This is a genomic window from Bacillus cereus (assembly GCF_025917685.1).
Lineage (GTDB): Bacteria > Bacillota > Bacilli > Bacillales > Bacillaceae_G > Bacillus_A > Bacillus_A cereus_AT.
The window spans coordinates 857,229-880,917 of record NZ_CP089518.1; the positions used below are offsets into that span (position 1 = coordinate 857,229).

Consider the following 23,689-nt stretch of genomic DNA (forward strand, 5'->3'; position numbering starts at 1 on the left):
TAAAGAAATGAGGGTTAAACGAAAACGAGAAGGGAGAGGTTACATTGTTTTCAGTATTACTAAAGTTAAGATGGTTTTTTAAAGAGCATTGGAAGAGATATAGCATCGCGATTGGTGCGCTTTTAATTGTAAATATAGTTGAAGTCATTCCCCCAAAAGTACTAGGGGTTACGATTGATAATATAAAAACAGGAACGTTAACGAATGCAGCAATTATGGAGTCTATTCTTATTTTAATAGGAGTTACGATAGTTGGATATGCTCTTACTTTTGTTTGGCAACATCAATTGTTTGGAGGTGCGTTTGTACTTGAGAAGACGATGCGCTCGAAATTTATGGGGCATTTGCTCAAGATGACACCGACGTTTTATCAAAAAAATCGTACTGGCGATTTAATGGCGAGAGCAACAAACGATTTAAAAGCAATCGCTATGACAGCTGGTTTCGGTATATTAACGCTTGTAGATTCTAGTTTATATATGCTTACAATCGTTTTTATGATGGGATTTACAATAAGTTGGGAGCTTACATTAGCGGCCCTTATACCGCTTCCGATTATGGCATATGCGATGAATATATATGGAAAGAAATTGCATGAAAGATTTACAGTTGCGCAAGATGCGTTCGGTGATATGAACGATAAAGTACTTGAATCAATTGCTGGTGTGCGCGTGATTCGTGCATACGTACAAGAGAACGCAGATCAGGAAAGATTTCATCATTTAGGAGATGACGTCTACGAAAAAAATATGAAAGTAGCAAGAATCGATGCGTTATTCCAACCAACTGTGAAAATGCTTGTTGGCCTTAGTTATTTAATTGGTTTAGTTTACGGTGCATACCTCGTATTTCAATCAAAGGTAACACTTGGTGAGCTCGTTTCTTTTAACGTGTATTTAGGGATGATGATTTGGCCGATGTTTGCAATTGGTGAATTAATTAATGTTATGCAAAGAGGAAATGCGTCGCTCGACCGTGTGAATGAAACGTTAGCGTATGAACCAGATGTAAAGAATCCGAAAAATCCAAAGCTTGTACAAGAGCCTGATTACATTCAATTTGATAACGTTACTTTTTCATATCCTTCATCAAATGAAACAAATTTGAAAAATGTTTCGTTTACATTAAAACAAGGGGAGACGCTTGGGATTGTTGGGAAAACAGGAAGCGGAAAAACGACGCTCGTACGTCAACTTCTTCGTCAATATCCACTTGGAGATGGGGATATTGCAGTCTCTGATGTGACGTTAGATAACATAACGAATGAAAATGTACTCGGGTGGATTGGGTATGTACCTCAGGAACATATTTTGTTCTCGAAAACAGCGAGGGAAAATATTTTATTCGGAAACCGAGAAGCGACGGAAGAAGAACTCGAGAAAGCGATTGAAATCGCAGCGTTTACAAAGGATTTAGAGTTTTTACCAGAAGGGTTAGAAACGCTCGTTGGAGAGAAGGGTGTTTCTTTATCAGGAGGGCAAAAACAAAGGATTTCAATTGCGCGAGCTGTAATTCAAAATCCAGAAATTTTAATTTTGGACGATTCTTTATCAGCTGTTGATGCTCGTACGGAAGCAGCGATTATTGAAAATATAAGAACAGAAAGAAGCGGAAAAACGACGATTATTACGACGCACCGTTTATCAGCCGTACAACATGCGGATTGGATTCTCGTTATGGATGAAGGTGAAGTAATGGAAGAGGGTACGCATAATCAGCTTATTAAAAGTGGAGGCTGGTATGCAGAGCAGTTCGAAAGACAACAAGGTGAAAATGAAAGTGCGGATAGTGGGGTGAAAATATGAGTGTTTCAAAACGATTGTTTCAATACGCGATGAAAGTAAAAGGGCCGATTTTTGCAGCAATGGCGATGCTATTTGTTTTCGTTATCGCAGAACTCGCGGGTCCTTTCGTCGCAAAAACGATGATTGATGAGCATATCGTTGGAATAGAGAGACCTTGGTATGAAACAGAAAAGAGTGAGGATGCTGTTTCATATAATGGCGCCTTGTATAAGCGAAGTGATCGCTTTGAGGAAGGTGAGAAAAAAGGGAAAGAGGTTCGGGTTATTCAAGTTGGTTTTCAGTACTATTTTGTACCAAATAAAATAACGCTTGAAGGAACTCGTTCTGTTAAGGGTGATGTGCTTACAGTACAAAGTGGTAAGGCAGTGCAGGTTTATAAAGCGAAAGCCTTAACGAAAGAGGAAGTATTTGCGTTTTATAAACCAGAAATAAATCGATTATTACTACTCGGCGGTGGATATTTCGCTTTATTAGTAGTTGTATCATTATTTGCATACGGAAAGCAGTTTTTCTTACAGAAGGCAGCAAACAAAATTATTCAAATTATGAGGGAAGATGTCTTTTCCCATATTCAAACGTTGCCGATTCGTTATTTCGATCATTTACCAGCAGGGAAAATTGTATCGCGTGTCACGAATGATACGGAAGCGATTCGTGATTTATATGTAACGGTGCTTGCGACATTCGTCTCTAGTATCATTTATATTATCGGGATATTCGCTGCGCTATTTTTACTCGATGTAAAATTGGCGACGTTATGTTTACTTATCATCCCAATTTTAATCGTTTGGGCAATTCTTTATAGAAAGTATGCGTCTGTATACAATCATAAAATGCGTTCACGTTTATCTGATATTAACGGAACAGTGAATGAATCGATTCAAGGGATGCCAATTATTCAAGCGTTCCGTCAAGAGCGTGAAACGAAAAAAGAGTTTGAAGAATTAAATGGCGATTATTTTAAGTATCAAAATAAAATTTTAAATTTAAATGCAGCAACTTCGCATAACTTAGTGTCTGTATTAAGAAATATCGCTTTTACAGGTGTGATTTGGTATTTCGGTGGTGCTTCATTAAGTGCTTCAGGCGTCATTTCGCTGGGGATACTGTATGCGTTCGTGGATTATTTAACACGATTGTTCTCACCAATTACAAATATGGTTAATCAGCTTGCTAATTTAGAACAATCGCGCGTTGCATCAGAGCGTGTTTTTGAATTGTTAGAGGAAAAAGGGGAAGCGGTAGAAGAAGAACGTATGCCTCGCTTACAAGGAAATGTGAAGTTTGATAATGTGTCGTTTTCTTATAATGGAAAAGATGAAGTGTTAAAAAATATTTCTTTTGAAGCGAAACAAGGCGAGACAGTAGCGCTTGTCGGTCATACTGGATCAGGAAAAAGTTCCATTATGAATGTACTTTTCCAGTTTTATGAATTTCAAAAAGGAAAGCTTACAATTGATGGTCACGATGTAACAGAGATGCCGAAACAAGCAACGCGTGAACATATGGGAATCGTACTGCAAGATCCGTTTTTATTTAGCGGGACAGTGGCATCTAATGTTAGCTTAGAGAATGAAAACATTTCAAAGGATCGCATCGTAAAAGCATTGCGTGATGTTGGTGCTGAAAGATTTGCGAACAATATAAATGAAGAAATCACAGAAAAGGGAAGCACGCTTTCCACTGGAGAACGTCAGCTTATTTCGTTTGCTAGGGCACTCGCTTTTGATCCGGCGATTTTAATTTTAGACGAAGCAACATCTAGTATCGATACAGAGACAGAAGCGATGATTCAACAAGCGCTAGAAGTTGTGAAAAAAGGAAGAACGACATTTATTATTGCTCATCGCCTTTCAACAATTAAAAGTGCAGATCAAATTATTGTACTTGATAGAGGAACGATTTTGGAAAAAGGATCTCATGATGAATTAATGAAAAAGCGCGGGCGTTATTACGATATGTACAAAACGCAAATGGAAGGAAACCAGAGCGCTTAATATGTAGAGGGGAGAACTTGCGATTTTCGCAAGTTCTTTTTTTAGTGAATCAGGGCAGTTAAATAAGAAGTATTGTTTTACCTTTTTCTATATAAATGCTATATTTAAAAATGTTACTTATTTTTTGTATGTAGCGTTATTTTTCCATTTTGTTTGATTATGAAGAAAAAGGATAAACTAAATAAGAACATTTTCATTGAAAAATTGCTCAAGATTGCATACAATCAATATAGTTTTTAAATTCCTATCAGAATACTTGGAGGATTACTATCATGAAGAAATTATTTTCAGTGCTTGCAGTAACTACATTAGCGATCGGGATTGTAGCCGGCTGCGGTAAAGAAGAGAAAAAAGATACAGCTAGTCAAGACGCATTACAAAAGATTAAACAAAGCGGTGAACTTGTAATTGGTACAGAAGGTACATATCCACCATTTACGTTCCACGATTCAAGCAATAAATTAACTGGATTTGACGTTGAACTATCGGAAGAAGTTGCAAAACGTTTAGGTGTAAAACCTGTATTTAAAGAAACACAATGGGATAGCTTACTTGCTGGCCTAGACGCAAAACGTTTCGATATGGTTGCAAACGAAGTTGGTATTCGTGAAGATCGTCAAAAGAAATACGATTTCTCTAAACCATACATTTCATCTTCAGCGGCATTAGTTATCGCAAAAGATAAAGATAAGCCTGCTACATTTGCTGATGTAAAAGGGTTAAAAGGAGCACAATCTTTAACAAGTAACTATGCAGATATTGCTAAGAAAAACGGTGCAGAAATCGAAGGTGTAGAAGGATTTAGCCAAGCGGCAGAATTATTAGCTTCAGGACGCGTTGATTTTACAATTAATGATAAGTTATCAGTATTAAATTATTTAGAAACGAAAAAAGATGCAAAAATTAAAATTGTAGATACAGAAAAAGAAGCTTCACAAAGTGGATTCTTATTCCGTAAAGGTAGCGATAAGCTTGTACAAGAAGTAGATAAAGCGTTAGAAGATATGAAAAAAGACGGTACGTATGACAAAATAACGAAAAAATGGTTCGGTGAAAATGTTTCTAAGTAGTGTAGTGGTCTCAGATCGACTGTCTACTTGGATAGATATTATGCAGTCTTCCTTCATGCCTATGCTGAAGGAAGCTGTATTTACGACAATTCCATTAACGCTTATTACATTTATTATCGGTATTATACTTGCGACGCTAACAGCGCTCGCTCGTATTTCAGGTAGTCGTATTTTACAATGGATTGCTCGTATCTATGTATCTATCATTCGCGGAACGCCACTTCTTGTACAGTTATTTATTATTTTCTATGGTCTTCCAACTCTTAATATTGAGGTTGAGCCATATACAGCAGCAATTATTGGTTTTTCATTAAATGTTGGTGCATATGCATCTGAAATTATTCGTGCTTCTATTCTTTCTATTCCGAAAGGACAATGGGAAGCAGCTTACACAATTGGGATGACATATCCACAAGCATTAAAACGTGTTATTTTACCGCAAGCAACGCGTGTATCTATTCCGCCGCTTTCGAATACATTTATTAGTTTAGTGAAGGATACGTCATTAGCGTCGTTAATTTTAGTAACAGAAATGTTCCGAAAAGCGCAGGAAATTGCGGCAATGAACTATGAGTTTTTAATTGTTTATTTCGAAGCAGGTCTAATTTATTGGGTAATTTGCTTCTTATTATCTATCGTGCAACAAATATTAGAAAAACGTTCAGAACGTTATACTCTAAAATAACCCTTTCATAAAAGGAGTTTTTGTTTTTATGATTTCAATTCAACATTTACAAAAAAGTTTCGGAGATAATACCGTACTAAAGCATATAGATTTATCAGTTGAGAAGGGCGAAGTGGTTGTTATTATCGGGCCATCTGGATCTGGTAAAACAACGTTCTTACGTTGCCTCAACGTGTTAGAAACGCCGAACGCTGGTAGCATTCGTATCGGCAATAAAGAGCTTGATTTCGCTCAAAAAGTATCGAAGAAAGATATTGTAAATCTTCGTACGCAAACAGGTATGGTATTCCAGCACCATAATCTATTTCCTCATTTAACGGCACTTCAAAATGTAATGGAAGGGCTCGTTACAGTGAAAAAGATGGAGAAAGAAGAAGCGAAGAAAAAAGCAAACTATTTCCTTGAAAAAGTTGGTCTTGCGGATAAAGTAGACTTATATCCGTTCCAATTATCAGGTGGACAACAACAGCGCGTTGGAATCGCTCGTGCGCTTGCGATGGAGCCGGAAGTTTTACTATTTGATGAACCAACGTCAGCACTTGATCCTGAGCTAGTTCAAGAAGTTTTAAAGGTTATGAAAGAACTTGCTAAAGAAGGAATGACGATGGTCATTGTAACGCATGAAATGCGCTTTGCTCATCAAATTGCGAACCGTGTTATTTTCATGGATGGCGGTGTCGTTGTCGAACAAGGTACACCGGAAGATGTATTTACAAATCCAAAAGAAGAACGAACGAAGAAGTTTTTACAAATGTTGCAATAAATTAAGGAAGGTCTCAAGGCATATGCCTTGAGACCTTTTTGCCATATATATTTATTTTTGGAATCCGCCAAGGCTTTGCTCAGCCATTGCAACTAGACGTTTTGTAATTTCTCCACCAACAGAACCGTTAGCGCGAGCCGTAGAATCTGCTCCTAATTGTACACCAAATTCTTGAGCGATTTCGTACTTCATTTGATCGATTGCAGCTGTTGCTCCTGGTACTACTAATTGATTGTAAGAACTTTGGTTTGCCATAGGAATATATCCTCCTTAGAGTTATAAAAATTTTTTTGGTTGGACTAGCTGGATTTGAACCAGATTATCGCCCCGTTTGGCGCTAATCCATCGGTAATTAAGTTTGTACTCATAGTATGGATGTTACCTAGAAAGATATACAAAATAATAATTTGTAAATTTTGTAAAAAAATCTTCGCTATTTTGTAAATTATGAAATAAGAGTAATCGTTGTATTTTTAAGAAAGAAGGCTAAACTAAGAGCGAAATCATCTACGTTTAAATTCTATATATAATCAGCTGTGCTTACAGCTTAGTAAAATAAAAATTAAATTGGTATTAACTTCATAGTTCTGTTTTAATCCGGGATGGGGCAGGAAAAGGTACTGACTGACCGCTCTTATGCACGGCTAGAATCTAAAAAGGATAACATATGGAGGAATCACGATGGGAATTTGCCCGCTTTGCAATGCATTAGAATCACAAACATATTCTTGTCAAAATTGCCAAGGAATACTCCAAGATTATGGGAAAACTGTGGATTACATAGATGATTACAGTGCATATATGGATCAGGAATTATTAAGTGCGGTAGATGGTTTAACACATAATAATTCAAATGAATATTGCAATCATATTTTTTATTGCGGAGTATGTAATGTGGAAACGGAAGTTGTAGTGAAGTTTGTATAAAGTGAAACTTTAATCAGTGGGGGTTTTGTTCATCCCCACTAATTATTAGCCCGTAACAATCGGGCGTTTACGGGCAGCCTGACTCCAGCCGAATTTTGAGGTGGGAGTTTTACTGCCCACAAATAGCGGGATAAATAGAAAACTTCCACCTTATGAGTGAGGTGGAAGTTTTTGTTTTTTTATTTGTGAGTTAATCATAGGGGACGGGATATTTTCAGTGTTAGGTGCAGGATTTGATTGTATTTGAGATATTTTTTCTTTCGAATCGCGCAAAGAGTGTTCAGTTAAATAGATGGCATATTCATAAAATAATTGACGCGTAAGCTCGCTTTGTTCTTTTAACTTTTCATCTTGGAATACAGTTCGCCCCGGTTTAGAATTTGCTTCAAATAACCACGGATTTTCCGCTGTATCTAAACCGATATCGAAACCAATCTCTCCAATGTTCCCGGTTACTTGTTGATCAAGTGCGTAACTGATTTGTAAGGCTGTTTGTTTTAGTTTATTTTCAATTTGAACTTGCTTTGTTGAATCAGGAAATAGTTCCTGAAGTAATTTCGTATCACCGCCGCTATTTACATGAGTTGTTAAGCTACCTTTGCCGGCGATTTTTGCGACGATTGCACTGACTACCCAATTACCAAAATGGTTTTTATTTGTATGAATGCGAAAATCGACGGGTTGCCCTTCGAAGCGGAGCAGTGAGATACCTTGTTGTACGATAAACTTTTTTAAATCATGTCCTTTTAACACATGGTTCAGAAGAGCTTCTAATGATTGATACTTTCTTAGTTTATTTTGGTCATTTTCACGATAACGACAATAGTAGCAATTCTCCGTTTGGGAATAGAGTATTTGATGAATATTTCTTCCGAAGCTACCATGTATCGGCTTCATATAAATGTACTTATACGTACCGAGAAGTCGTTCTACTTGTTCAAAATGTTGAAATGCTTCTGTTTTTGGTAAGAATGGTTGAATCGAATCTTCTTTTATTAGAAGTTGATGAACTTCCCATTTGTTGAAAAAACCTGGATTAAACCATGGAATCGCATAGTCACTTTCTAATCGTTTTTTTGCTCTTATGATAGGTTTGTAATTTTCTGCTTGGCGATTGGGTAAACGGTCGTAAATGACATTTGGTAAAGGGACTTTGTTCTTTACCCATTTGCTATCTTGAAAGAAGTACCCTTCAATTGTTTCCTCTTCCCAGTTTATATGTTGAAGGCCAAAGACAAATACAAATGGCTGTAATGTGAATGGTGGTGTTAATAACTCACTGAGAGAGATGGAACGACTTCCTAAAGGAGAATTAGAATCATCGTTAAAGCCAGTTGTGAAAATCCCGATTAATGGGCCGAAAACAATGGTTTGATTGTGTAAGAAGGCATGAATTGTTGCTGAATGCGGTAGTAAAAGATCGGCTGCAATCTGTTCGCCAATAATAATTTCTCGCGTGAATGAATAATGAATTTTAATATTCTCACATGCAATATAACGTAAGCCAAAGGAAAGGGATGTAATTGGCGGTGTAATAGAAAAAACGTAAGGTAAAGTAATACTATTTGGATGCTCATCTGAAATACTTAATGTATATATGTGCTCTTTCAACGGGTGTCTCCTCCTTTCGTTATGGTGTAAATCGGCTAAACTTTAATGGACCATGAAAAATTTGTTCGGCTAATTGGTCGTTGTACTTGGTGTAAATTTCGTATGACGGCATTGTATTGACGTACATAAGCCAAATGGCACCTTTGTGATCCATAATGGTAGAAAGCTCTAATTCAAATAATGAAGAATAGGACTGATCAAGTGTTTTAAAAACTTCAGTTACAACGTCATGTAAAGCATCTTTCAATAATTGAACGCCAGTTGAAGAAAGTAAATATTTAATTTTAGGAAATGGATGTAACATAGAACGTTCTGTTGCTGAAAGTAAAAATTGTGTAGGGAAGGTATCCTTTTGTATAAATTGACCGAGTACTTCCCAATTCTGTTCTTTATTTTTTTGCATAATGGTTCGAATATGAATTGGATATGATAGTTGATTTGGAGGTTGTAACATTGGATGAATCATATAACGGGATGCGTGTATGTGAAATTTGCACCATGATATAAATTCATCTGTCCGTTTGAATTGAGTAGAAGTATGATGCTGTTCATTTATTGTATCGACATGAAATGTTTTATTTTTGTAAGTGGCCCGATATAAATTTTCATTGGAATGTATATTGATTGGTCTTATAATGATATCTCTTGTTTCTAGTAGTAATTTAAAAATTCCTTGTACTGTCCCTTTTTTTATTTTTGGTACGTAAGGAGAAAGACGTTTATTAGTAAGAAAAAGATTGTGCAAATCGTTTGGATTAATAAGAGTGTTGTTTAAAAAAGTAGTGGAAGAACGTTTGTGTAATGAATGAATAATCGCATTTGCTTGTTGGAATTCCTCATCCTCTTTGAAATGACAACGATCATATATATATGAAGGAATGGGAAAGGTTTGATTTATCCAATTTCCTGTATCTGTATCGTAAATAAGACCGGAAATAAGATCTGTCTTTGAATCAATGCTAAACGGTGTGAATTGAGCAACGACGTTATGATAAAGACGAGCACGCTTAGCGATTTCGGTGTAATACGTTTGCTCGTGATGGAGCCCGGAAGTTAAAAGACCAAGAACCAACGAAATCACTCCTTTATTAACAAGATGTTTGCATAATAGGCGAAGTTATATATTGCAAATACGTTTTTATACTATTATACTTTTGTCCGTATGATGATATGCTATAGTTTTGGAGAAGTGAAAGGTTGATTGTGATGAATATATGGTTGAATATGTTAACAACGACAGGACTCGGGGCAATTATTGGAGGGTACACAAATCATTTAGCAATAAAAATGTTATTTCGTCCTCATCGTCCTATATATATTGGGAAGTTTCAAGTTCCATTTACGCCAGGGTTAATTCCGAAGCGCCGTGATGAGCTTGCTGTTCAATTAGGAAAAATGGTTGTAGAGCATTTGTTAACACCAGAAGGAATCGGAAAGAAGCTAACAAATGAAGAGTTTCAAGTCGGTTTAATCCGCTGGGCGCAAGTTGAAGTTGAGAAAGTAATTACGAATGAACAATCGTTACGGGATATGTTAGAAAAATGGAATTTAACACATGTCGAAGAAGAGGCGACTCAAAAAATCGAACATGTTATTACAGGAAAAATTCATGCATTTTTAGCAGAGTATTATACATATACATGGGAACAAGCATTGCCTCATTCTGTTCATGAAAAAGTAGAGCATGCGATTCCGAATATCTCGGCGTTTATTTTAGAGCGAGGAATTCGCTTTTTTGAAAGTGAAGAAGGAAAAGCACGTCTTTCAAAAATGATTGATGATTTCTTTGCTTCTAGAGGAACGCTACTTAACTTAGTCGGAATGTTTTTAGGGAATGTCAGTTTAGTGGATCGAGTACAGCCAGAAGTCATTAAGTTTTTAGGGCAAGATGGCACGAAGCAGATTTTAAGTGATGTACTGCAAAAAGAGTGGGAAAAGTTAAAAGGAAGAGATGTAAAAGAATTAGAAACGTTTGTAGAAAAAGAAATGATTGTGAAATCCATATTGTCAGCAGTTAAAGTTGAGGAAACAGTGAGTAAATTTTTAAATCAATCTGTTCAGCAAGTATGTGAGCCAGTTCGAGAAACAATCATGGAAAAGGTAGTCCCAAGTGCAGTAACGAAAGGATTGAAGTGGGGGACAGAAAACGTAGAAAGTATATTAAACAATCTACACCTTGCGGAAATTGTACAGCAAGAAGTGTCTACATTTTCAACAGAGAGACTAGAGGATCTAGTCTTATCTATAACAAAAAATGAATTGAAAATGATTACGTATTTAGGGGCATTATTAGGAGGAATGATCGGACTCGTGCAAGGATTGTTACTGTTGTTCCTTAGGTAATAGAAGCGAATACATAGAAATAAAAGTGAAATTTCTTCACATCTCTTGCATAGTTTGATATGGTAAGAAGAGGTGCGTATGTAAATGCACTTAAAAGGCAGTGCGAGCGAAAAGCGCTAGCCTTCTAAAGGAGGAAAAATAAAATGACAAAAAACATTCATGATGTTGCATATGAATTACAAAAAACAATCGCTGAAAACGAAGATTTCCAAACATTAAAAGCAAGCTACGCAGCAGTACAAGGAGATGCAGTTTCAAAGAACTTATTCGATGAGTTCCGCATGATGCAACTTGGCCTACAACAAAAAATGATGCAAGGTCAAGAAATCACTGAAGAAGATAACCAAAAAGCACAAGAAGTTGTAGCTCGTATTCAACAAGATGCTAAAATCACAAAGTTAATGGAAACTGAGCAACGTTTAAACATCGTTATCACTGACGTTAACAAAATTATCATGAAGCCACTTGAAGAATTATATAACGCGCAACAACAAGCGTAATGATGAAGATGCTCCTAGTATAGGGGCGTCTTTTTTGTTTATGAAATAGATGAATTGCATTTTGATAGTCCATCCACAAAAAAAAGCCCATTCAAAATAGTCTTTTTTAGTGACTATTTTGAATGGGCTTATGATAGATTCAACAATTTTTGAATATTTCATCACTTGTTGAAATACTCAGTTTCAATATTCTTTTCCTTCAAAAACTTTTCAATCTCTTTTTGCTTTCTACCATTAACTTTCTCAAAGCGCTTTGTAAAAGAAAAATCGGCCTTGAATAAGTTACCATCTTGAGCGATTTTTTCTATTTCTTGATCTAGCTCTATTGAAAGTGCGGTAGACGATGAAATAAATTCATAGATTTCTTTTGAAGGCTTTTTGTAATCATTAGGTATAGTGTTGTTACTAATAAAATCATGGAAATTTGCATCATTTTGTTTTGCTAAATCTATTAGTTTTTTTAATTTCTCTCGGTCGGATTCAGTGACATTCTCGTCAGACAGGGCTGATGAAAGGGGAACGGTGTTTTCAAATAACTCTCCGCTATAATCTAAATAATTTTTTATATTTTGTTTCATTTCGTCTTCATTAATATTTTCGTCCTTTTTTTGAGAGTTAAATATATTTTCTGGAATTTTAATAGTAACATCTTTAATAGATTGTACATCGTCTAATTTATCGGATTGTGTATTGTTCATATCATTAGATTGTGCACTGTGTGAACAAGCTGATATAAATAAAAGAGCAAGCAGTATGAGTGGATATAAAGTGTATTTCTTCATTTTAATCTCCTTTTTCATTCATTAATATCTTTGTAAAATGGAAAAATTCCACTTTAAATACTTTACTAAAATTGAGTATACATGTTTTATCATTTGGTAAGATATCACAGAAATTAGTAAACCGATGCAAAAAGCTATGAACACACTATATACATCTGAATAACTGATTTGATGAAATCCTTTAAAAAATCCTAATCCTAGTAATAAAATAGGTGAAATGATTAACAATGGTGTGGCAATGATAAGGGCTAGAAGAATCGGTAATAAAAAGAGTAGTACGAAAAAGGCGATAATGATAAAGGCAAAGTTTAAAACACTTAAGCTCATAACAGAAAATAGTGCGGTTATCATATTTTTGAAGCTTCGTTTATTGTCCGCGTTTTGTATTGCATAGGAAACATTAAGTTCTTTAGCAATAGTTTTAGGGTCTCCTAGTTTTCTAGAAATTTCTTCTTCAGATTTCCCATCCTGTTTAGCACTGATAAAATGAGTTTCATACTCTGAAATAATATCTTTCTTTTCTGCATTAGGCATATTCCGCAGGGAAGAACTAAGTTGTTCCAAAAATTCACTTTTGTTCATAACAATCACTTTCCTTTATAAAATGATGAATTACAGCTAAGAATCCTATCTTTTGAAAAGGGGGATAAGAATTATAAGGAGTGTTCCAATTATTGGGTATTCCAATATTTACAAATATATCATTTAGTAGTATTCTTTGCAAGGTACTATAATCTTATTAATACTGTGATTAGATGGAATTTTTTCGTGCATTTTTAGAGGAGATATAAAAATATTATTTTAGGATAAACAAAGGGTTGTAAGCGTATTCCTTAGAGGTTGTCAAAAAACTGTCAAATTCATATCGTTGGAAAAATAATGCATTTGTAATATAATGATAAACGATACTTCACCACATTAATTAACTAGGTGAAATTAAAAATCTTTATTACACACATTATGAAATAAAGGGATGATTAGTTTGAGTACAGGTGTAAAAGCAAACGACGTGAAAACAAAAACAAGAGGAGCAGATCTTGTTGTTGATTGTTTAATTAAACAAGGTGTTACACATGTTTTCGGTATTCCAGGAGCGAAGATTGACTCTGTATTTGATGTACTGCAAGAAAGAGGACCAGAGTTAATTGTTTGTCGTCATGAACAAAACGCAGCATTTATGGCAGCTGCTATTGGTAGATTAACAGGGAAACCGGGTGTGTGTCTTGTAACTTCAGGACCAGGGACATCGAATTTAGCGACAGGTCTTGTTACTGCGAATGCGGAGAGTGATCCCGTTGTTGCTTTAGCTGGTGCGGTTCCACGTACGGATCGATTAAAACGTACGCACCAATCTATGGATAATGCTGCACTATTCGAACCAATCACAAAATATAGCGTAGAAGTAGAGCATCCTGATAATGTGCCAGAAGCGCTATCAAATGCATTCCGAAGTGCGACTTCCACAAATCCAGGAGCTACTTTAGTAAGTCTTCCGCAAGACGTTATGACTGCGGAAACGACTGTAGAGTCTATCGGTGCGCTTTCTAAGCCACAGCTTGGAATCGCTCCCACACATGAAATTACATATGTAGTAGAAAAAATAAAATCAGCGAAATTACCAGTTATTTTACTCGGTATGAGAGCGAGCACGAATGCAGTAACGAAAGCGGTTCGTGAATTAATTGCTGATACAGAACTTCCTGTCGTTGAAACATATCAAGCAGCTGGTGCGATTTCACGTGAGTTAGAAGATCATTTCTTCGGCCGCGTTGGATTATTCCGTAACCAACCAGGTGATATTTTACTAGAAGAAGCGGATCTTGTTATTTCTATCGGTTATGACCCAATTGAGTACGATCCGAAATTCTGGAATAAACTTGGAGACAGAACGATTATTCATCTTGATGACCATCAAGCAGATATCGACCATGATTACCAACCAGAGCGTGAATTAATTGGCGATATCGCTTTAACTGTAAATAGCATTGCAGAGAAATTACCGAAGCTTGTATTAAATACGAAATCAGAAGCAGTTTTAGAACGATTACGCTCGAAATTATCAGAGCAAGCAGAAGTTCCAAACCGTGCTTCAGAAGGTGTTACGCATCCACTTCAAGTCATTCGTACACTTCGTTCTTTAATTAGTGACGATACAACCGTTACATGCGACATCGGTTCACATTCTATTTGGATGGCAAGATGTTTCCGTTCTTATGAACCACGTAGACTATTATTTAGTAACGGTATGCAAACGTTAGGTGTTGCACTTCCTTGGGCAATTGCCGCTACTTTAGTTGAACCGGGCAAGAAAGTTGTTTCCGTGTCAGGTGATGGTGGTTTCTTATTCTCTTCAATGGAATTAGAAACAGCGGTACGTTTAAATGCTCCGGTTGTCCATCTCGTATGGAGAGACGGTACGTACGATATGGTTGCGTTCCAACAAATGATGAAATACGGCAGAACATCAGCTACAGAGTTTGGCGATGTTGATCTTGTGAAATATGCGGAAAGTTTCGGGGCGTTAGGTCTTCGTGTCAATACACCAGATGAATTAGAAGATGTATTGAAAACTGCATTAGAAGCAGACGGTCCTGTCATTATTGATATTCCAATTGATTATCGTGACAACATTAAATTAAGTGAAAAACTATTACCAAATCAATTAAACTAATGGAGGCATGAGTGAGATGAATGTTGCGCAATTAATTGATATTGATGCAAAAAAAACGAAAACGAGTAATGAAGTATATCAAACATCTACAATGCTTGCGCTATTAGATGGTATATATGATGGTGTTATTAACTTTGAGGAATTGAAAGAACGTGGTGATTTTGGCATCGGCACATTTGATCAATTAGATGGTGAAATGATTGCGTTTGATAATGAGTTTTATCATTTACGTTCAGACGGTTCAGCGGAAAAGGTAGATCCGGAAGAAACAACACCGTTTGCGACTGTAACGTTTTTTGAAAAAGAAATGAGCTATACGGTAGAGCGTCCGATGAATCGTGAAGAAGTGGAAGCATTATTACATGAGTTAATGCCAAGTAAAAACTTATTTTATGCGATTCGAATGGACGGTACGTTCCGTGAAGTTAGAACGAGAACTGTTCCAAGACAAGAAAAACCGTATACGCCACTCGTTGAAGTGACGAAATCACAACCGATTTTTTCGTTTAAAGATACGGATGGAACGATGGCTGGATTTTGGACACCGGATTACGCGCAAGGTATTGGTGTAGCTGGTTTCCACTTACATTACATTGATGATGAAATTAGCGGGGGTGGACATGTTTTCGATTATGTTGTAGAAAACTGTACGATCCAAATTTGCCAAAAATCTCATATGCATTTAGCACTTCCAGAAACAGCTGATTTTATGGCGGCTGAATTATCAAGAGAAAATTTAGAGGATAATATTGCGACTGCGGAAGGTGCGGAGTAAAAGGAATCGAAATCATGTATTCTCTATATAAGAAACGAAGTCTTGTTCAGGCTTCGTTTTTTTTATTGATGAGCAATCTTCTCGTGAAATTCCCCTCTACCGCCTCATTATGTTTCATTTGTAAAATGAAAACTCAATTTTGAATCAAAAGAAATATAAATTTCTCCCTAAACATATACATCAAAAGGATAGGGGGGATATGATGGGAAACTCGATTACTATTAGTTTATGCATGATTGTAAAAGATGAGGAACAAACTATATCGGAATGTTTAGAATCGGTCAAAAGTGTTGTGGATGAAATTATTATTGTAGATACAGGTTCCACAGATGCTACAAAAGAAATTGTGAAGAAGTATGACGCGAAAGTTTATGATTTTCAATGGATTGAAGATTTTTCAGCGGCACGAAATTTTGCATTTTCTAAAGCTACAAAAGAATATATTCTTTGGCTAGACGCAGATGACATAATAGATACGGAAGATGTAAAGAAATTGTTGCAGTTAAAAAGTACGTTAGATCGTAGTACGGATGCAGTATCTATGAAATATTATTTAACTTTTGATATAGAAGGAAATCCAACACATTCTTTAAGGCGATATCGATTAGTCAACAGAAGTAGAAATTTTCAATGGCATGGATTTGTTCATGAATATTTAGAGGTGTATGGAAATCTTATAAATAGTGATGTAGGGGTAAGTCATAAAAAAATAAAAGCATATACTAATCGTAATTTAAAAATATATGAAAAACATCTTGAGAGTGGAAAAGAATTTAGTCCCCGTGATGTGTACTATTATGCAAATGAATGTAGAGATCACAGATTATTTGATAAGGCTGTTAATGGGTATTCTAAATTTTTAGATGAAGAAAAGGGTTGGGTTGAAGATAATATTCAAGCTTGTTTAAAAAGAGCCGAATGTTATTTAGAATTGGGGGACTTAAAAAAATCTATACAATCTTGTTTGCAATCATTTACGTATGACACGCCTAGAGGAGAACTTTGTTGCCACTTAGGACGTGTATTTTTGCAACAAGGGGAATATTCTAAAGCGATATATTGGTACCATGCAGCAATTGACGGGCCAAGGCCAAAGGATTCTCCGTTTGTCCGAGAAGAGTGTCATACATGGTTGCCGCATATTCAACTATGTATTTGTTATGATCGAATAAAAGAATATGAAAAGGCGATTTATCATAACGAACAAGCTGCACAGTTCATACCTAATAATCCAAGCATTGAATATAATAGAAAATATTTTGATAGTTTATCGGAAAAATAATATTTAATAATACTAGATAATCATTTTGGCTGCTGAGAGGAGTTTGATTCATGCTCACAAGTATAATTATATTGACTCATAATCAATTACAGTATACAAAAGAATGCATCCAAAGTATTAGAACTTATACAGTGGAACAAGAGTATGAGTTAATAGTTGTGGACAATGCGTCAACAGATGGTACTGTAGAATGGTTACAAAAACAATCGGATATTATGCTAGTGGAAAATGCGGAGAATATGGGTTTCCCAAAGGGATGCAATCAGGGAATTAAAGAGGCAAAAGGTGACAATATTCTATTATTGAATAATGATGTGGTCGTAACTGAAAATTGGCTAAGCAACTTAATTCGGTGTTTATATGAAAGTAAGGATGCTGGAGCGGTAGGGCCCGTAACTAATAATGCCGCTTACTATACTGCTATACAAACTTTTTATAAAGATATTGAAGGAATGCAGAAGTTTGCAACTTTATATAATCAAAGTGATAAAGATAAATGGGAAGAACGTATGAAATTAATCGGATTTTGTATGCTTATAAAAAAATCGGTGTTAGATGAAGTTGGATTATTAGATGAACGATTTACACCGGGGAATTATGAAGATGATGATTTGTCACTAAGAATTTTTGAAAAAGGGTATAAATTGTATTTATGTAGAGATACATTTATTCATCACTATGGAAGTGTCTCATGGAAAGAAGATAGTATGAAATTTTCTGTAGTTTTACATGCGAATAATATAAAGTTGTATGAAAAATGGGGATTTTATGGTGAAAGTTTATACATTCATTATGATTTACTAGCAATTTTAGAACGATTTGCGCCTGATAAAGTAAATATTCTTCATATAGGAGCTGGATGTGGTGCCACTTTATTAAAAATGAAAGGGTGTTATCAGGCAGTTTCTTTATTCGGAGCAGAAAGTAATGAAAAAGCGGCAGCTCTTGCAAATCGGGTAGCTCCTACAACTTCTGCTGAGTATGACAAGTTACATGAGGTATTTACAGATGAAAAATTCCAGTACATTTTGTTATCACATCCTATTGAGTTAGCTCAATTACCTCAGGTCATACAATCTATGTCACAACTTTTAACGCCAACAGGAACTTTCATTATGTCGAAATTCAATTTGGATAATTATTATGCATTAAAAAAATAATGCTTTTAAGGTTTTCTCTTTGGAGATGAGCTGTATTTGGCAATGTTGGAGGAACAACGGTTTCTTCTATAGAAGCAAAACCGAAATCCGAGCCCGGATTTCGGCTTTTCGACGTGTGGTGAATTACGAAAAAAGAGCTATCCTATAAGTTGGTTTCACTGACTTATAGGATAGCTTCTTTATTTTGAAACAAACGGATGCTTTTCATAATAAAACCGCCATGGGTAGTGAATGGCTTCTTCTGCGTAATCAATATTAATACGAGGGCCAGCTATTATGTTATGTGTGGATGATAAATGTTCTTCTTCCGGAACTAACTCAATATATAATGTATCACTTTGTAATGATACCCCGCGTTCTTCTAAAGTGATTCCGAGTGCGCGGCATAGTTTTCCAGGTCCATTTGTTAAGTTTTTATACTGCTTATTTGTAATATCGGTTTTGTTGTAGCGCGCTAGTTTCATTTCTTCGATTCCGTCTATAGGCTCAAGAGCACGAATGAGAATTCCTTGCGGGGTGCCGACTGGTGCTGTAATTACGTTAAAACAATGATACATACCATAAATAAGATATACGTAAGCATGTCCGGGTGCACCGAACATTACTTCTGTTCGATCTGTTCGTCTACCGCCGTAACTATGTGCGGCCTTATCATCTGGACCTTTGTATGCTTCTACTTCTACAATAATTCCGCTTCGTTTTATTCCATCTACAATATGAACAAGTTTATGTCCGAGTAACTTCTTTGCGACTTCTAACGTATCGCCTTCATAGAAAGAAGGTGGTGCCTGCATTGTACTATCTCCTTTGCTGGTTGTATATGTATATAGTAAACCAAATTTTGAGTAGTAATTCTAACTCGTTCTATTTGCTACATTTATTTCATAAATTATGGATAGAGTACAACAGCGAAGAGGGGGAGTGCGACATGATTTATCGCTTACTAGCTCTTAATATAGATGGGACACTACTATACAACAACGGAAAAATCGCAAAAGGGTTACGGGAAACGATTGAATTTGTGAAAAGAAAAGATGTATACGTTACATTATTTACGAATCGTAATTTTCAATCGGCTCATAAAATTGCCAAGGCGCTAAAATTAGATTCTATATTAGTTACACATGGCGGAGCTTTCGTTTCAGCATCGTTAGATAAGCCGTTCGCTCAAAGGAGATTATCTGAAGAGAAAACCTTTAATATTGTGCAAGTGTTAGAGCATTTTGATTGTAATGTTCGCATTTCTCATGAACGATTTTCAATTGGGAATCGTGAGAGAAATACACCAAACTTAATTGCGCGTACTGTATTATCGAGCGCAGATCCGTTATTTTATCCAGTTCAATTTGTAGATTCGCTAGGGGATGCACTGCGCGATCATCCAGTAGCTGCACCAAAAATTGATATTGTTTTCCATACGAAAGGTGAAAAAGAAAGAGGGATGAATACGTTAAGAAAGGCATTTCAAGATATAGAGTACGTCGAATGTGATGCGAGGCGTATAGAAATTCTCCCTCAAAATGTATCGAAACTACGTGGTTTACAATTACTTGGGGAGCATTTAAATATTCACCTTAGTGAAATGGTCGCGATTGGGGATAGCATAGAAGATTTAGAGGTCATTGAAAACGTTGGACTTGGGGTAGCGATGGGGAACGCGCCTGTAGAGTTAAAGCAAGCCGCAGACTGGATTACACGTTCTAATATTGAGAACGGCGTAGAATATATGATTAAAGAGCATTTCCGTAAGCAATTTCCGCTTCCATTTTTGAAAAATCATAAAAATACACCGAAACGATGAAAAAAGAAACGTAGCATTTTCGCTACGTTTCTTTTTTGTTTTTATGCTTCGATTACTTTAAGCATTCTATTTAAAAATGCAGCAGCTTCACCACGTGTTGCTGTACCTTTTGGGACAAACTCGTTTCGCTCATTACCTTTTACAATTCCGTATGCATAAACGTTTTGTAATGCTTTTTTATTGTATGCTAAGTCTTGGTCAGTGAATGGTAATTTCACTTCTTTTCTATAAATCCATTTGTATTCTAGTGCACGATCAATCATAATAACAGCTTCATCACGTGTTATTGTAGCATTTGGATCAAATGTATTATTCCCACGACCATTAATTATACCTGCGCTAGCGGCACGATTAATTCCATCTACTAAAGATGAATGTGCTTCGTTTAAGTCCGTAAATTTAGAATTTCCAGCAGGTAATTTTAAAGAGCGGGACATTAAGTTTGCAAATTCGGCACGTGTTACAAGACGATTTGGCCAATAAGAACCATTACCGTCGCCGAACATAATTTTTTTAGCTGCTAACTGGCGAATATCTTGCTCATACCAGCCACCTGTAATGTCGTCTTTTTCATGTGGGATTTCTTCAGGGATAACATCTTTACGATTTTCATTATAATAAGCATTTGTTCCTTGTAAGAAAGCAGTCCATTGTCCACGTTGAATCATAAATGCAGGACAGTTTTTTCCACTCCAAAATTGGTGCTTTTGAACGTGATCTAGTGAGATATTTAGTTCATTCATTAAATACGCAGCTAATTTGCGGGCGTTTTCTACTGCTTTAACATAATCGCCATCGCTATTTACAGCAATTTCAATTCCGATTGATTCATAATTTCCAGTTTTATTTCCAGCATGCCATCCAACTTCATTTAATGGAAGGTGTTGATAAATTTCTTTATCATCGACAGTAAAATGCCAAGATGCTGAACGATCAGTGTTTCCACGTGCTTGACTATCTAGGTACTTTGCGTGATTTAAAGCGTTAGCACCGTTGCTCGTATTAGCAGTTTCATGAATTGTAATGTATTTTGGATCCATTGCGTATCCAGGTCGAATGTTTTCATTACCTTTTGGGACAATCATTTCTTTAAATGTCACACCATAAATATTGCTTGTATATAAATTTGCGGGAGTTCTATATAAAGTTTTCTTTTCTGTAGAACTCTTATTTTCTAATAAGGATGCTTTCGTACCTTCAAACGTAGCTGAAGGCGCGTAAATCCATTTTGATGTTTCGTTTACTTGAATTTTAAACCAATTCCCAGATTGTTCAGTAGGAGTGATTGTTTGTGGTTGTATTTTATTTTCTTCTTTAAATGGTTCGAAAGGAAGTGAATATGTAAAAGTCTCTTCCTTTATAATTAATTTTTTATTGGAAAGTTTATGAATCTCTCGTACTTCTAAACTATTATCATCATTATTGATCCAGCCAGAACTAGACGCAGTTTGTACATAGTATGCAGTATCTTTTTTCTTTGTTGCCTTTACGACTTGGTCAGTAACTTCACTATTTGTTTTGTTCTGTAAAGTGTTCGAATCATATAGTGGAAGTTTTTTTGATAAATGGAGCAGATATTCACCATTTATTTCAAGGTGATTCTCTTCATCATGTCGATGTTTTTTTGCATGTTCTTCGATGCTTTTTAAGGCTTCTTCATCAGTAGATGTTTCTGTGTTTGTCTTTGCAGTTTCTGCAAATGAATAAGTGGGAGTTGCAAATGTTTGTAATGCCAAAGAAAGTGCTAAAATGTTGTAAAACTGTTTTTTCATAGTTGTTATAACACGCTATAGTCTGTATCTCGTGTTAACAGTCCTCCTTTTATAGTTAAATTAGTAACAAAATATGTTCTAGATTGTAGCAAGAGTATGTTATAATGTCTATACAACTAGAAAATGTTCGTGGAAAATCAATATTCAGTATGTTGTAAATATAATATAGAAATAAGGTAAAACCTTCTGTATTGACCTGCAAACTCCCTTCAAGTAAACTAAAGAGAGTTTGCAAATGAAAAGGTGATAATGTTGTTAATTTCAATTAAAACGTTACAAGATGATCGTTTTTTACGTCCGCTACAAAATATTGGCGGTTTATTTTTTGAAGAGAGCACGATAGGGTTTGAGAAAGAAGAAGCAAATCTGATCGTTGATATACAGATAGAAGGTAATGTGGCAGCATCAGCTCGTTTAACAGATGTTGCAACCGGAAATGTGTATGAAGAAACATTCTCGAAAGATTTATCTGCTTTTACAGATGAAAAAGAACGTATGAAGCAAGTGAAACATGTTGTTTCTTATGTATATCTTTCTGTGCTTCAACAGCTAACTGGGCTTGAACAGAGCTGGGGTATTTTAACGGGAGTACGCCCAACGAAGCTGCTTCACAAAATGCTTCAAAATGGTATGTCAAAAGAAGAAGCGCACCAAGAACTTCGTGAAAGTTATTTAATTCATGAAGAGAAAATTGAACTTCTTCAGCGTATTGTTGATTGCCAATTAGCGGTGGTTCCAGATTTATACCGCTTGAAAGAAGAAGTAAGTATTTATATCGGTATTCCGTTTTGTCCTACAAAATGTGCGTACTGTACGTTCCCTGCTTACGCAATTAACGGACGCCAAGGATCTGTTGATTCATTCTTAGGCGGTTTACATTATGAAGTTCGTGAAATCGGTAAGTTTTTGAAAGAAAAAGGTGTTAAAGTTACGACGATTTATTACGGCGGTGGTACACCGACGAGTATTACAGCAGAAGAGATGGATATGCTGTATGAAGAAATGTACGAAGCGTTCCCAGATGTGAAAGATGTACGTGAAGTAACAGTTGAGGCAGGTCGCCCAGATACGATCACACCAGCGAAGCTAGAAGTGTTAAATAAATGGAACATTGACCGTATTAGTATTAATCCGCAGTCATACCATCAAGAGACACTAAAAGCAATTGGACGTCATCATACTGTAGAAGAAACGATTGAGAAGTATCATTTAGCACGTGAAATGGGAATGAACAATATTAACATGGACTTAATTATTGGTCTTCCTGGTGAAGGATTAGAAATCTTTAAGCATACGTTAGATGAAACAGAAAAGTTAATGCCAGAATCGTTAACAGTTCATACGTTATCATTTAAACGTGCTTCTGAAATGACACAAAATAAACGTAAATATAAAGTAGCAGGTCGCGAAGAAATCACTGCGATGATGCATGAGGCGGAAGAGTGGACGAAGAACCACAATTACGTGCCATACTATTTATATCGTCAAAAAAATATTTTAGGTAACTTAGAAAACGTTGGATATGCAATGCCTACGCAAGAAAGTATCTACAATATTGTTATTATGGAAGAAGTACAATCAATTATTGGACTTGGTTGCGGGGCATCAAGTAAATTTGTTCACCCACAAACAGGAGCAATTACACACTTTGCGAATCCGAAAGATCCAAAATCATATAACGATGGCTTTGTGAAATATACAGAAGATAAACTGAAAATTTTAGAAGAGCTATTCGCGTAAGGAGA

21 protein-coding genes are annotated in these 23,689 nt (G+C 35.9%); 14 read left to right on the forward strand and 7 right to left on the reverse strand.

Annotated elements, in window-relative coordinates:
• The first annotated feature begins 44 nt into the window (after positions 1-44).
• The 5 genes from LUS72_RS04370 (at position 45) to LUS72_RS04390 (ending at position 6,320) form a co-directional block, all read left to right on the forward strand.
• Complete coding sequence (locus tag LUS72_RS04370; RefSeq protein WP_097831245.1) at positions 45-1,805, forward strand: ABC transporter ATP-binding protein; 1,761 nt, start codon at positions 45-47, stop codon at positions 1,803-1,805.
• Positions 1,802-3,802 carry an ABC transporter ATP-binding protein gene (locus tag LUS72_RS04375; RefSeq protein ID WP_097831244.1) on the forward strand — a complete coding sequence of 667 codons (2,001 nt, stop codon included), beginning with the start codon at positions 1,802-1,804 and terminating at the stop codon, positions 3,800-3,802. The genes LUS72_RS04370 and LUS72_RS04375 overlap by 4 nt, the downstream gene beginning before the upstream one ends.
• Before the next feature lie 272 nt (positions 3,803-4,074).
• Positions 4,075-4,872 (forward strand): amino acid ABC transporter substrate-binding protein, encoded by a 798-nt coding sequence (locus LUS72_RS04380; RefSeq protein ID WP_016082716.1) that lies wholly within the window; start codon positions 4,075-4,077, stop codon positions 4,870-4,872.
• Positions 4,859-5,557: an amino acid ABC transporter permease gene (locus LUS72_RS04385; RefSeq protein WP_071747859.1), complete on the forward strand. Its 699-nt coding sequence runs from the start codon at positions 4,859-4,861 to the stop codon at positions 5,555-5,557. The genes LUS72_RS04380 and LUS72_RS04385 overlap by 14 nt, the downstream gene beginning before the upstream one ends.
• Positions 5,558-5,585: 28 nt before the next feature.
• The gene (locus LUS72_RS04390) at positions 5,586-6,320 is read left to right on the forward strand and encodes an amino acid ABC transporter ATP-binding protein (RefSeq protein ID WP_097831243.1); all 735 of its coding nucleotides are present in this window, start codon (positions 5,586-5,588) and stop codon (positions 6,318-6,320) included.
• 51 nt (positions 6,321-6,371) lie between these two features.
• Here the strand turns inward: LUS72_RS04390 and sasP are convergent, their stop codons facing one another.
• Positions 6,372-6,575 (reverse strand): small acid-soluble spore protein, SasP family, encoded by a 204-nt coding sequence (sasP, locus tag LUS72_RS04395; RefSeq protein ID WP_000013349.1) that lies wholly within the window; start codon positions 6,573-6,575, stop codon positions 6,372-6,374.
• 426 nt (positions 6,576-7,001) lie between these two features.
• Here sasP and LUS72_RS04400 point away from each other — a divergent pair, with 426 nt between their 5' ends.
• A complete protein-coding gene (locus tag LUS72_RS04400; RefSeq protein WP_088062099.1) occupies positions 7,002-7,247 on the forward strand; it encodes a hypothetical protein in 246 nt (81 codons plus the stop codon).
• A gap of 150 nt (positions 7,248-7,397) precedes the next feature.
• Here the strand turns inward: LUS72_RS04400 and LUS72_RS04405 are convergent, their stop codons facing one another.
• Both LUS72_RS04405 and LUS72_RS04410 read right to left on the reverse strand, forming a co-directional pair.
• Positions 7,398-8,858, reverse strand: a complete 1,461-nt coding sequence (locus tag LUS72_RS04405; protein ID WP_097831242.1) for a YheC/YheD family endospore coat-associated protein — start codon at positions 8,856-8,858, stop codon at positions 7,398-7,400.
• 19 nt (positions 8,859-8,877) lie between these two features.
• Positions 8,878-9,930, reverse strand: a complete 1,053-nt coding sequence (locus LUS72_RS04410) for a YheC/YheD family protein (RefSeq protein ID WP_141533571.1) — start codon at positions 9,928-9,930, stop codon at positions 8,878-8,880.
• A gap of 125 nt (positions 9,931-10,055) precedes the next feature.
• Between LUS72_RS04410 and LUS72_RS04415 the strand changes: the two genes are divergently transcribed.
• Both LUS72_RS04415 and LUS72_RS04420 read left to right on the forward strand, forming a co-directional pair.
• Positions 10,056-11,201 (forward strand): DUF445 domain-containing protein, encoded by a 1,146-nt coding sequence (locus LUS72_RS04415; protein WP_097831240.1) that lies wholly within the window; start codon positions 10,056-10,058, stop codon positions 11,199-11,201.
• A 143-nt stretch (positions 11,202-11,344) separates the two neighbouring features.
• Positions 11,345-11,701 (forward strand): YlbF/YmcA family competence regulator, encoded by a 357-nt coding sequence (locus tag LUS72_RS04420; RefSeq protein ID WP_097831239.1) that lies wholly within the window; start codon positions 11,345-11,347, stop codon positions 11,699-11,701.
• Positions 11,702-11,862: 161 nt separating this feature from the next.
• On the opposite strand, the gene LUS72_RS04425 is transcribed toward LUS72_RS04420, so the two are convergent.
• Both LUS72_RS04425 and LUS72_RS04430 read right to left on the reverse strand, forming a co-directional pair.
• A complete protein-coding gene (locus tag LUS72_RS04425; RefSeq protein WP_097831238.1) occupies positions 11,863-12,483 on the reverse strand; it encodes an NDxxF motif lipoprotein in 621 nt (206 codons plus the stop codon).
• Between the two features lie 21 nt (positions 12,484-12,504).
• Positions 12,505-13,065: an HAAS signaling domain-containing protein gene (locus LUS72_RS04430; RefSeq protein ID WP_097831237.1), complete on the reverse strand. Its 561-nt coding sequence runs from the start codon at positions 13,063-13,065 to the stop codon at positions 12,505-12,507.
• A 400-nt stretch (positions 13,066-13,465) separates the two neighbouring features.
• On the opposite strand from LUS72_RS04430, the gene alsS reads away from it, so the two are divergent.
• From alsS to LUS72_RS04450, 4 genes are all read left to right on the forward strand, one after another.
• Entirely contained in the window at positions 13,466-15,154 is a 1,689-nt protein-coding gene (alsS, locus tag LUS72_RS04435) for an acetolactate synthase AlsS (protein WP_097831236.1), read from the forward strand.
• 16 nt (positions 15,155-15,170) lie between these two features.
• A complete protein-coding gene (gene alsD / locus LUS72_RS04440) occupies positions 15,171-15,929 on the forward strand; it encodes an alpha-acetolactate decarboxylase (protein ID WP_097831235.1) in 759 nt (252 codons plus the stop codon).
• A gap of 202 nt (positions 15,930-16,131) precedes the next feature.
• Positions 16,132-17,211 (forward strand): tetratricopeptide repeat-containing glycosyltransferase family 2 protein, encoded by a 1,080-nt coding sequence (locus LUS72_RS04445; protein ID WP_097831234.1) that lies wholly within the window; start codon positions 16,132-16,134, stop codon positions 17,209-17,211.
• Between the two features lie 50 nt (positions 17,212-17,261).
• Positions 17,262-18,371, forward strand: a complete 1,110-nt coding sequence (locus tag LUS72_RS04450) for a glycosyltransferase family 2 protein (protein ID WP_097831233.1) — start codon at positions 17,262-17,264, stop codon at positions 18,369-18,371.
• A gap of 179 nt (positions 18,372-18,550) precedes the next feature.
• Here the strand turns inward: LUS72_RS04450 and LUS72_RS04455 are convergent, their stop codons facing one another.
• Positions 18,551-19,165 carry a DNA-3-methyladenine glycosylase gene (locus LUS72_RS04455; RefSeq protein ID WP_097831232.1) on the reverse strand — a complete coding sequence of 205 codons (615 nt, stop codon included), beginning with the start codon at positions 19,163-19,165 and terminating at the stop codon, positions 18,551-18,553.
• Between the two features lie 134 nt (positions 19,166-19,299).
• Between LUS72_RS04455 and LUS72_RS04460 the strand changes: the two genes are divergently transcribed.
• Entirely contained in the window at positions 19,300-20,172 is an 873-nt protein-coding gene (locus tag LUS72_RS04460; protein WP_097831231.1) for a Cof-type HAD-IIB family hydrolase, read from the forward strand.
• A gap of 41 nt (positions 20,173-20,213) precedes the next feature.
• On the opposite strand, the gene LUS72_RS04465 is transcribed toward LUS72_RS04460, so the two are convergent.
• A complete protein-coding gene (locus LUS72_RS04465) occupies positions 20,214-21,944 on the reverse strand; it encodes an S-layer homology domain-containing protein (RefSeq protein ID WP_264448618.1) in 1,731 nt (576 codons plus the stop codon).
• A gap of 249 nt (positions 21,945-22,193) precedes the next feature.
• Here LUS72_RS04465 and LUS72_RS04470 point away from each other — a divergent pair, with 249 nt between their 5' ends.
• Entirely contained in the window at positions 22,194-23,684 is a 1,491-nt protein-coding gene (locus LUS72_RS04470) for a coproporphyrinogen III oxidase (protein WP_141533569.1), read from the forward strand.
• Positions 23,685-23,689 lie beyond the last annotated feature (5 nt).